This is a genomic window from Cohnella faecalis, from assembly GCF_003570905.1.
GTDB classification, from domain to species: Bacteria; Bacillota; Bacilli; order Paenibacillales; family Paenibacillaceae; genus Cohnella; species Cohnella faecalis.
Genome location: NZ_QXJM01000009.1, coordinates 1 through 10,770, shown reverse-complemented (window position 1 = coordinate 10,770; position 10,770 = coordinate 1). Strand labels below are relative to the sequence as shown.

At 56.6% G+C, this 10,770-nt stretch carries 6 protein-coding genes and 3 pseudogenes; 6 read left to right on the top strand and 3 right to left on the bottom strand.

From position 1 onward, the window contains the following. The first annotated feature begins 387 nt into the window (after positions 1-387). From fni to D3H35_RS01085, 4 genes and pseudogenes are all read left to right on the top strand, one after another. A pseudogene (gene fni / locus D3H35_RS01095) lies at positions 388-1,387 on the top strand (type 2 isopentenyl-diphosphate Delta-isomerase). A gap of 100 nt (positions 1,388-1,487) precedes the next feature. Continuing rightward, positions 1,488-2,230, top strand: a pseudogene (locus D3H35_RS01090) (class I SAM-dependent methyltransferase). Continuing rightward, entirely contained in the window at positions 2,227-2,589 is a 363-nt protein-coding gene (locus D3H35_RS31805; protein WP_233567685.1) for an MBL fold metallo-hydrolase, read from the top strand. The pseudogene D3H35_RS01090 and the gene D3H35_RS31805 overlap by 4 nt, the downstream one beginning before the upstream one ends. Next, positions 2,517-3,233 carry an MBL fold metallo-hydrolase gene (locus D3H35_RS01085; protein ID WP_233567684.1) on the top strand — a complete coding sequence of 239 codons (717 nt, stop codon included), beginning with the start codon at positions 2,517-2,519 and terminating at the stop codon, positions 3,231-3,233. Before D3H35_RS31805 ends, D3H35_RS01085 begins: the two co-directional genes overlap by 73 nt. Before the next feature lie 1,812 nt (positions 3,234-5,045). Here D3H35_RS01085 and D3H35_RS01080 read toward each other — a convergent pair. After that, a complete protein-coding gene (locus D3H35_RS01080) occupies positions 5,046-5,597 on the bottom strand; it encodes a phosphatidylglycerophosphatase A family protein (protein ID WP_119147409.1) in 552 nt (183 codons plus the stop codon). Positions 5,598-5,756: 159 nt separating this feature from the next. Between D3H35_RS01080 and D3H35_RS01075 the strand changes: the two genes are divergently transcribed. Further along, complete coding sequence (locus D3H35_RS01075; RefSeq protein WP_119147411.1) at positions 5,757-6,467, top strand: GerMN domain-containing protein; 711 nt, start codon at positions 5,757-5,759, stop codon at positions 6,465-6,467. Between the two features lie 620 nt (positions 6,468-7,087). Next, on the top strand, positions 7,088-7,639 hold the full coding sequence (locus D3H35_RS01065; protein ID WP_119147409.1) for a phosphatidylglycerophosphatase A family protein: 552 nt from the start codon (positions 7,088-7,090) through the stop codon (positions 7,637-7,639). A gap of 1,812 nt (positions 7,640-9,451) precedes the next feature. Here D3H35_RS01065 and D3H35_RS01060 read toward each other — a convergent pair. Then, complete coding sequence (locus tag D3H35_RS01060; protein WP_119147408.1) at positions 9,452-10,459, bottom strand: MBL fold metallo-hydrolase; 1,008 nt, start codon at positions 10,457-10,459, stop codon at positions 9,452-9,454. A gap of 16 nt (positions 10,460-10,475) precedes the next feature. Further along, positions 10,476-10,770 (bottom strand): annotated as a pseudogene (locus D3H35_RS30530) (hypothetical protein); the annotation flags it as partial.

Below are 10,770 nucleotides of genomic sequence, written 5' to 3'. Positions count from 1 at the left end.
TTTCAGCGAAATCGGCTGATGGGAGAGGATTTTAAGCTGCTTCATTACGCTTTCTTACCGCAGGAGGGACGTCGTCGGACAAGATGGTCGAGCTGACGATTTGGACGTTGACTTTCGGGGTGGACATGCTAGCTTGCTCCTCCCACCGATTCGTTCTTCATGATGAAGGCACTCCACAATTCTCTCGTGGGCTCGCGAGAATACTCCATCATATGAGGACATCTATCTATCGGTGATTGGTGGTCAGGCGTTATCGAACGAATGAAAATGCAAGGCGTGGCCTATCGAATAGGAGGAACGGCGTTGAAAAAATGGCGACAGGATGCGTTCGGCGGCACGGAATGAACGAAAAAAGAGAAATCGACGGCAACGAGGAAGTCGGATCATATTCGAATATGTCTGGATGAGCAAGTGTCGGGGCAAGGGGTGACGACCGGATTCGAGCATTACGCGGTTTCGTCATTCCGCATTGCCGGAGCTGTCGCTCTCCGAGACGGAATTGAGCGTCGATCTGCTTGGCAAAAAGCTGAAGACGCCGCTTCTCATAAGCAGCATGACCGGAGGACCGAGCAAACCGGTGCCATTAACCGGAGACTGGCGGAAGCGGCGGAAGCGCGAGGCTGGGGGATCGCGCTCGGCTCGATGCGAGCGGCGATCGAGCGGGAGGAGCTTGCGTCCACGTTCCGAGTACGGAAGCAAGCGCCCACGACGTTGGTGATCGCCAATTTGGGCGCCGTTCAGCTTAATTACGGCCTTGGACCCGAAGATTGCCGCGAGCCGTTGCATTGGCGGAAGCGGATGCGCTCGTGCTCCATCTGAATGCGCTTCAGGAAGCGTTTCAACCGGGAGGAGATACCGATTTCGGCGGCTTGCTTCGTCGGATCGAAGAAGTATGCCGCCGCCTGTCCGTACCGGTCGGAATCAAGGAGGTAGGCTGGGGCATCGATAGCGATACCGCTCGAAGGTTGACGGATGCGGGCGCGGCTTTCATCGACGTAGCGGGAGCCGGCGGAACTTCCTGGAGCCAGGTCGAAAAACTTCGTCAGTCCGACCCGGTAGTAAGAGCCGCCGCGGAGGCGTTCGTCGATTGGGGCAATCCGACGGCGGAATGCGTGCGCGAAGTGCGTGAAGTATTGCCTGGAGCCGTTATTATCGCAAGCGGGGGATTGGCGAGCGGCGTGGACGCGGCCAAGGCGCTTGCGCTGGGCGCGAACGCAGCGGGCTTCGGCCGTTCGTTGCTTCGGCAAGCGGCCGTCCCGGAGGCGACGTTGCGCTTGATCTGGAGCGAATCGAGCTGGAGCTTCGTACGGCTATGTTCGGCATAGGCGCACGGAACGTAGCATCGCTGCAGGCGACGGACCGGCTGTACAGACGGATATTAGGCTAACAGGAGCGCATCGCTCCAGTTTTCTTCCGCTGACCGGGGGCAACATGTACAATATAACGAAACGAATTTCCCTTTATTGCGGCAAAGGAGTCTTTTTTTCATGGGCGAGTGGTACGAGGATAGCTTTGGAGAAGATTACATAATCGTCTATAGACATCGCAGTCTCGCGAACGCCGAGCGGGAAATTCGCTCGATGACAGGGTGGATGAGCTTGCCGGAAGGAGCCGAAGTGCTGGACGTAGGCTGCGGGACGGGAAGACATGCAGAGGCGCTTCGGGCGCTCGGCTACAAAGTGACGGGATTGGATTTGTCCCCCGTGCTTCTAAACGAGGCGAAGAAGAAGGATTCCAAGGGGCTGATCAAGTGGGTGCAGGGGATATGAGGTCAATTCCATTCGCTGACGGTTCCTTCGAAGCCGTCGTGAATTGGTTTACCTCATTCGGATATTTCAAGGATGATGCCGATAATGATAAGGCATTGTCGGAAATGAGCCGCGTGCTCGTTCCCGGAGGGAAGTTTTTGATCGATTTTCTGAACGCGGCTCACGTAAAGGAAAATTTGGTCCCGTATTCGGAGAGGCTGGACGGGGCTGCAGGGCTGCGTATTTCCGAGCGGCGCTCCATAGAAGGCGATTTCGTCGTCAAAAGAATCGAAATAACGCCCGAGACGGGAGAGCCGCGCCGATATGAGGAACGGGTTCGGCTGATCGGATTGGAGCGTTTCCGTTCGATGGCCAAGCAGACCGGTTTGACGATTGAAGCCGTTCGCGGGGGTTATGAAGGCGAGAGCTACGATGAGCGGAAGTCCGCCCGTCTCATTATGACAGGGAGGCGAGCCGAATGAGCGATCTATCGCCGATATGGACGGAACATGCGCATGGATGGCTGCAGGTTAAGATTCCTCTCCCCTTTTCGCTGAAGTGGGTCAATTCCTATTTGCTGCCGGGCGACGCAGGCTGGACGATGATCGATCCCGGCTTGCGGACGGAAGAGGCTATCGCTTGTTGGGATAGTGTGTTAGATCAGGTTGGAATAGACTGGAGCGGCATCTCCTCCATCGTCGTTACTCATCATCATCCCGACCATTACGGTCTCGCCGGGCTTGCGCAGATGAGGTCGGGCGCCCCGATATGGATGTCGCAAACCGCGATGAAGACGGCTCGTCGGCTGTGGGGAAAGACGAAACTTTTTCGGCGGAGCTGACAGAGGCGTTCGTGAAGCACGGACTCCCCTCCGAGCTGGAGCAGTCGATGCTGGAGCATATGACCGGGTTCCGGGAGAAGGTGTCGCCTCGGCCGGAAAGGCCGGACATTCGAATACTCGAACCGGGCACGGAGTTCAAAATGGCGGGAGCAATCTGGGAAATTATCGGCGGTGAAGGACACGCTCCCGGGCACGTCTCGCTGCTGGATCGCCGCAGGCGGCTGCTTTTGTGCGGGGACCAGGTGCTTCCTCAAATAACTCCGAATATCGGTTGGATGCCGGGAGGGGATCCCGATCCTCTCGGATCTTATTTGCAGACGCTGCGGTCGATGCTCGGATTGCCCGTCGATATTGCGTTTCCGGGACATCGCGATCCGTTCTCGAGGTTTGACGAGCGCGTTTTGGAGATTGCGGCTCATCATGACCGCCGCTTAAGCCATATGCTGGAGCTAGTCGGGGATGGTTCGATATCGACGTTCGAGCTATGCGAGGCGACATTCGGCGCTCGGCTGCGCGGAAATATTCACAATTTGCGATTTGCCTTGGCGGAGACGATAGCCCATGCGGTCTATTTGGAAAAGTCGGGCAAGCTGATCCGAGCAGCTGACTTCGACGGCTCCATAATTCGGTTTCGGAAGGCATAATGCAAGCAGGTGACCCAATCGTTCTTGAGAACGGTTGGGTTAATTTTTTTGTGGACAGCTTCGCCGGTTCGCGTAGCTGGGCGGGTTCGAGGCGAATTGGTTGGTGCGGTTCGGTTCGGGGAGTCGTCGCAGGAAGTCGTTGGGGTTCGTGGTTGCTGTCCCATTATCCCTTTCGCTCAGATCGGAGGGAAAAGGCACAAATACTGGGGGGCCGCTATTGGAGCGTGGAGTAGGAACGGGCAGGTGAGTGAACATAGCCGGGTATGGGCGATTTACAGAGTCGGCGCACGAACGAATAGTCTAATTAGCCTTCCGAGAGCGGCTTACAGAGTCGGGGCGCGAACGAGTAGCTGAATTAGCCTACCGAGAGCGGGTTACAGAGTCGGGGCGCGAACGAGTAGCTGAATTAGCCTACCGAGAGCGGGTTACAGAGCCGGAGCGCGAACGAGTAGCTGAATTAGCCTTCCGAGAGTGGGTTGTAGAGTCGGCGCACGAACGAATAGTCTAATTAGCCTTCCGAGAGCGGGTTACAGAGTCGGAGCGCGAACGAGTAGTGGAAATAGCCTTCCGAGAGCGGCTTACAGAGTCGGGGCGCGAACGAGTAGCTGAATTAGCCTTCCGAGAGCGGGTTACAGAGTCGGAGCGCGAACGAGTAGTGGAAATAGCCTTCAGAGAGCGGGTTACAGAGTCGGGTCGCGAACGAGTGGTGGAAATAGCCTTCCGAGAGCGGGTTACAAAGTCGGGGTGCGAACGAGTAGCTGAATTAGCCTTCCGAGAGCGGGTTGCAGAGTCGGATCGCGAACGAGTAGCTGAATTAGCCTTCCGAGAGCGGGTTACAGAGTCGGGGCGCGAACGAATAGTCTAATTAGCCTTCCGAGAGCGGGTTGCAGAGTCGGCGTACGAACGAGTGGTGGAAATAGCCTTCCGAGAGCGGGTTACAGAGCCGGAGCGCGAACGAGTAGCTGAATTAGCCTACCGAGAGCGGGTTACAGAGTCGGCGCACGAACGAGTGGTGGAAATAGCCTGCCGAGAGCGGGTTACAGAGTCGGATCGCGAACGAGTAGTGGAAATAGCCTATCGAGAGCGGGTTACAGAGTTGGAGCGCGAACGAGTAGTGGAAATAGCCTTCCGAGAGCGGGTTGTAGAGTCGGCGCACGAACGAATAGTCTAATTAGCCTTCCGAGAGCGGGTTACAGAGTCGGATCGCGAACGAGTAGTGGAAATAGCCTATCGAGAGCGGGTTACAGAGTCGGCGCACGAACGAGTGGTGGAAATAGCCTTCCGAGAGCGGGTTACAGAGTCGGGGCGCGAACGAGTGGTGGAAATAGCCTATCGAGAGCGGGTTACAGAGTCGGATCGCGAACGAGTAGCTGAATTAGCCTTCCGAGAGCGGGTTACAGAGTCGGGGCGCGAACGAGTAGCTGAATTAGCCTTCCGAGAGCGGGTTACAGAGTCGGGGCGCGAACGAGTAGCTGAATTAGTCTGCCGAGAGCGGGTTACAGAGTCGGCGCACGAACGAGTATCCGAATCAGCCTTCCAAGAACGGAAAGGTGCCGCCTAAGCGCGCTCGTGAGGTATTAACGCTGATAGCGTCTCATCCCCGTCGCTCGCTCTGACGGCACCTTATTCCGCTAGCTTGCCAGCAGATGCTCATCTCGTCTCACAAACGTAACGGCACAGATTCGCACTAGAATCGCCAATACTAGTCATTCTAGCGCAGCATCCGTCCGTCGCAAATTCCCCGTCGAGATGACTTCTGAGCGGGATACCCCTGCTGTCTCCGTCTCACCGGGCAAGCAACGTCAAGCTCCTTTACCCGTTCTCGCTTTCTTCGAGAGCTTCGGTTTCCGCTTCCCGCTCGGCTTGCTTGCGGTGGGCGATCCGGCTCGAAGCCGCGGCTGCGATAGCTCCTACGATATCGTCGAGAAACGTATGGATCTCGTTGGAGTTTTTGTCGTTCAACTTTTTCAGCACGCCGGGCTTGAACTTGTCGATATAGCCGAAGTTAGTAAATCCGATGCTGCCATAAACGTTCACGATGCTGAGAGCAAGCACCTCATCGCAGCCGTACAATCCTTCATCGTGCTGAATCATCGCTTGCAGCGGAGGAAGCAGCTTGCCTTCTTCCGCCAAAATATCAAGTTGAATGCCTGTCAGGACGGCGTTCTGAACTTCCCGTTTGCCTAGAACCGCGTCCACGTTGCGCACGCATTCATCAAGAGTCAATTCGGGGAAATAATCTTTCTGCAGGAGCATGACCAGTTGACCGATTTGTTCCTTGGTCACTCCTCTTTTGGTCAGCCACTCTTCCGTGGCCGTTGCGACGATTTTGCTGTTCAGTCTGTAGACATTCGGTTCGGACATGAAGCAACACCTCTTTCTCGCACAGGTTAGGCTGCGTGGAGCCCCGCGAATCGTTCCCGCAACCCGGAGCGGACAAACATACATAAATGGCGCAGGGACTCGTATACATAGTACTACAAAGATGGGGCCGGGGAAACGGTTCCGCTGGGAGGAAAAATTATGAAAAGCAGTTGGACGAGAAAATCGAGAACCCGATTGTTGGCGGCGATGCTCCTTTTGTTGCCTGTCGTCTCCGCATGCAGCCTGGGAGGAGGGGGCGGCGAGCCAGACGTTGCCGATATCGATGCTCCGCCCGCAAGCGTCGAGCAGTCTATGCTGGAACAAACGGACGAACAGCCGTCACATCCGTCGATCGCAACCGTCGACAATGCGCAAGACGGACACGCGGTCAAAGCCGGAGACGCCGCCGGACAAGCCGGACAAGCCGGACAAGTCTCGCAAGAAGCAGCGGGCGACACGGTTACGGTGTACTTGCTTGATCGGAACGGCTATGTGGCGCCTATGACTCTCCGTACAGCCGCGGAATCCGGCGGCAAAGAAAAAGGCGGAGACAACGCAGCCGGCCAAACGTTGGCGGAAACCGCGCTATCATGGATGATCGATAATCCGGAACGGAGGGATCAGCTTCCTCCGGGGTTCAGTGCATTGCTGCCGGCGGGCACCAAAATCAATTCCGTCGTTCCGGACGCCGAGTCCCGCTCCGTTACGATCGACTTCGCCGAGCCGCTCACGGCTTGGAGACGGGCAAGGATCGAAAGGCGATCGAGCGGCTCGGCGAATCGACGTAACGGAGCGGGACTCGGCGTCCGGAACGACGGAATTGATTTTGGTGCCGCCGGCAGCAATGCACTGAACCCCGGAGGAAGCTGATCCCTCCGTTCCGGATTATCGATCATCCATGATAGCGCGGTTTCCGCCAACGTTTGGCCGGCTGCGTTGTCTCCGCCTTTTTCTTTGCCGCCGGATTCCGCGGCTGTACGGAGAGTCATAGGCGCCACATAGCCGTTCCGATCAAGCAAGTACACCGTAACCGTGTCGCCCGCTGCTTCTTGCGAGACTTGTCCGGCTTGTCCGGCTTGTCCGGCGGCGTCTCCGGCTTTGACCGCGTGTCCGTCTTGCGCATTGTCGACGGTTGCGATCGACGGATGTGACGGCTGTTCGTCCGTTTGTTCCAGCATAGACTGCTCGACGCTTGCGGGCGGAGCATCGATATCGGCAACGTCTGGCTCGCCGCCCCCTCCTCCCAGGCTGCATGCGGAGACGACAGGCAACAAAAGGAGCATCGCCGCCAACAATCGGGTTCTCGATTTTCTCGTCCAACTGCTTTTCATAATTTTTCCTCCCAGCGGAACCGTTTCCCCGGCCCCATCTTTGTAGTACTATGTATACGAGTCCCTGCGCCATTTATGTATGTTTGTCCGCTCCGGGTTGCGGGAACGATTCGCGGGGCTCCACGCAGCCTAACCTGTGCGAGAAAGAGGTGTTGCTTCATGTCCGAACCGAATGTCTACAGACTGAACAGCAAAATCGTCGCAACGGCCACGGAAGAGTGGCTGACCAAAAGAGGAGTGACCAAGGAACAAATCGGTCAACTGGTCATGCTCCTGCAGAAAGATTATTTCCCCGAATTGACTCTTGATGAATGCGTGCGCAACGTGGACGCGGTTCTAGGCAAACGGGAAGTTCAGAACGCCGTCCTGACAGGCATTCAACTTGATATTTTGGCGGAAGAAGGCAAGCTGCTTCCTCCGCTGCAAGCGATGATTCAGCACGATGAAGGATTGTACGGCTGCGATGAGGTGCTTGCTCTCAGCATCGTGAACGTTTATGGCAGCATCGGATTTACTAACTTCGGCTATATCGACAAGTTCAAGCCCGGCGTGCTGAAAAAGTTGAACGACAAAAACTCCAACGAGATCCATACGTTTCTCGACGATATCGTAGGAGCTATCGCAGCCGCGGCTTCGAGCCGGATCGCCCACCGCAAGCAAGCCGAGCGGGAAGCGGAAACCGAAGCTCTCGAAGAAAGCGAGAACGGGTAAAGGAGCTTGACGTTGCTTGCCCGGTGAGACGGAGACAGCAGGGGTATCCCGCTCAGAAGTCATCTCGACGGGGAATTTGCGACGGACGGATGCTGCGCTAGAATGACTAGTATTGGCGATTCTAGTGCGAATCTGTGCCGTTACGTTTGTGAGACGAGATGAGCATCTGCTGGCAAGCTAGCGGAATAAGGTGCCGTCAGAGCGAGCGACGGGGATGAGACGCTATCAGCGTTAATACCTCACGAGCGCGCTTAGGCGGCACCTTTCCGTTCTTGGAAGGCTGATTCGGATACTCGTTCGTGCGCCGACTCTGTAACCCGCTCTCGGCAGACTAATTCAGCTACTCGTTCGCGCCCCGACTCTGTAACCCGCTCTCGGAAGGCTAATTCAGCTACTCGTTCGCGCCCCGACTCTGTAACCCGCTCTCGGAAGGCTAATTCAGCTACTCGTTCGCGATCCGACTCTGTAACCCGCTCTCGATAGGCTATTTCCACCACTCGTTCGCGCCCCGACTCTGTAACCCGCTCTCGGAAGGCTATTTCCACCACTCGTTCGTGCGCCGACTCTGTAACCCGCTCTCGATAGGCTATTTCCACTACTCGTTCGCGATCCGACTCTGTAACCCGCTCTCGGAAGGCTAATTAGACTATTCGTTCGTGCGCCGACTCTACAACCCGCTCTCGGAAGGCTATTTCCACTACTCGTTCGCGCTCCAACTCTGTAACCCGCTCTCGATAGGCTATTTCCACTACTCGTTCGCGATCCGACTCTGTAACCCGCTCTCGGCAGGCTATTTCCACCACTCGTTCGTGCGCCGACTCTGTAACCCGCTCTCGGTAGGCTAATTCAGCTACTCGTTCGCGCTCCGGCTCTGTAACCCGCTCTCGGAAGGCTATTTCCACCACTCGTTCGTACGCCGACTCTGCAACCCGCTCTCGGAAGGCTAATTAGACTATTCGTTCGCGCCCCGACTCTGTAACCCGCTCTCGGAAGGCTAATTCAGCTACTCGTTCGCGATCCGACTCTGCAACCCGCTCTCGGAAGGCTAATTCAGCTACTCGTTCGCACCCCGACTTTGTAACCCGCTCTCGGAAGGCTATTTCCACCACTCGTTCGCGACCCGACTCTGTAACCCGCTCTCTGAAGGCTATTTCCACTACTCGTTCGCGCTCCGACTCTGTAACCCGCTCTCGGAAGGCTAATTCAGCTACTCGTTCGCGCCCCGACTCTGTAAGCCGCTCTCGGAAGGCTATTTCCACTACTCGTTCGCGCTCCGACTCTGTAACCCGCTCTCGGAAGGCTAATTAGACTATTCGTTCGTGCGCCGACTCTACAACCCACTCTCGGAAGGCTAATTCAGCTACTCGTTCGCGCTCCGGCTCTGTAACCCGCTCTCGGTAGGCTAATTCAGCTACTCGTTCGCGCCCCGACTCTGTAACCCGCTCTCGGTAGGCTAATTCAGCTACTCGTTCGCGCCCCGACTCTGTAAGCCGCTCTCGGAAGGCTAATTAGACTATTCGTTCGTGCGCCGACTCTGTAAATCGCCCATACCCGGCTATGTTCACTCACCTGCCCGTTCCTACTCCACGCTCCAATAGCGCCCCCCCAGTATTTGTGCCTTTTCCCTCCGATCTGAGCGAAAGGGATAATGGGACAGCAACCACGAACCCCAACGACTTCCTGCGACGACTCCCCGAACCGAACCGCACCAACCAATTCGCCTCGAACCCGCCCAGCTACGCGAACCGGCGAAGCTGTCCACAAAAAAATTAACCCAACCGTTCTCAAGAACGATTGGGTCACCTGCTTGCATTATGCCTTCCGAAACCGAATTATGGAGCCGTCGAAGTCAGCTGCTCGGATCAGCTTGCCCGACTTTTCCAAATAGACCGCATGGGCTATCGTCTCCGCCAAGGCAAATCGCAAATTGTGAATATTTCCGCGCAGCCGAGCGCCGAATGTCGCCTCGCATAGCTCGAACGTCGATATCGAACCATCCCCGACTAGCTCCAGCATATGGCTTAAGCGGCGGTCATGATGAGCCGCAATCTCCAAAACGCGCTCGTCAAACCTCGAGAACGGATCGCGATGTCCCGGAAACGCAATATCGACGGGCAATCCGAGCATCGACCGCAGCGTCTGCAAATAAGATCCGAGAGGATCGGGATCCCCTCCCGGCATCCAACCGATATTCGGAGTTATTTGAGGAAGCACCTGGTCCCCGCACAAAAGCAGCCGCCTGCGGCGATCCAGCAGCGAGACGTGCCCGGGAGCGTGTCCTTCACCGCCGATAATTTCCCAGATTGCTCCCGCCATTTTGAACTCCGTGCCCGGTTCGAGTATTCGAATGTCCGGCCTTTCCGGCCCGAGGCGACACCTTCTCCGGAACCCGGTCATATGCTCCAGCATCGACTGCTCCAGCTCGGAGGGGAGTCCGTGCTTCACGAACGCCTCTGTCAGCTCCGCCGAAAAAGTTTCGTCTTTCCCCCACAGCCGACGAGCCGTCTTCATCGCGGTTTGCGACATCCATATCGGGGCGCCCGACCTCATCTGCGCAAGCCCGGCGAGACCGTAATGGTCGGGATGATGATGAGTAACGACGATGGAGGAGATGCCGCTCCAGTCTATTCCAACCTGATCTAACACACTATCCCAACAAGCGATAGCCTCTTCCGTCCGCAAGCCGGGATCGATCATCGTCCAGCCTGCGTCGCCCGGCAGCAAATAGGAATTGACCCACTTCAGCGAAAAGGGGAGAGGAATCTTAACCTGCAGCCATCCATGCGCATGTTCCGTCCATATCGGCGATAGATCGCTCATTCGGCTCGCCTCCCTGTCATAATGAGACGGGCGGACTTCCGCTCATCGTAGCTCTCGCCTTCATAACCCCGCGAACGGCTTCAATCGTCAAACCGGTCTGCTTGGCCATCGAACGGAAACGCTCCAATCCGATCAGCCGAACCCGTTCCTCATATCGGCGCGGCTCTCCCGTCTCGGGCGTTATTTCGATTCTTTTGACGACGAAATCGCCTTCTATGGAGCGCCGCTCGGAAATACGCAGCCCTGCAGCCCCGTCCAGCCTCTCCGAATACGGGACCAAATTTTCCTTTACGTGAGCCGCGTCAGAAAAT

Excerpts from the sequence above, each read along its gene's own strand:
- D3H35_RS31805 (WP_233567685.1), top strand. The coding sequence starts at position 2,227 with ATGAGCGATCTATCGCCGATATGGACGGAACATGCGCATGGATGGCTG.
- D3H35_RS01085 (WP_233567684.1), top strand. The coding sequence starts at position 2,517 with ATGGATGTCGCAAACCGCGATGAAGACGGCTCGTCGGCTGTGGGGAAA.
- D3H35_RS01080 (WP_119147409.1), bottom strand. The coding sequence starts at position 5,597 with ATGTCCGAACCGAATGTCTACAGACTGAACAGCAAAATCGTCGCAACG.
- D3H35_RS01075 (WP_119147411.1), top strand. The coding sequence starts at position 5,757 with ATGAAAAGCAGTTGGACGAGAAAATCGAGAACCCGATTGTTGGCGGCG.
- D3H35_RS01065 (WP_119147409.1), top strand. The coding sequence starts at position 7,088 with ATGTCCGAACCGAATGTCTACAGACTGAACAGCAAAATCGTCGCAACG.
- D3H35_RS01060 (WP_119147408.1), bottom strand. The coding sequence starts at position 10,459 with ATGAGCGATCTATCGCCGATATGGACGGAACATGCGCATGGATGGCTG.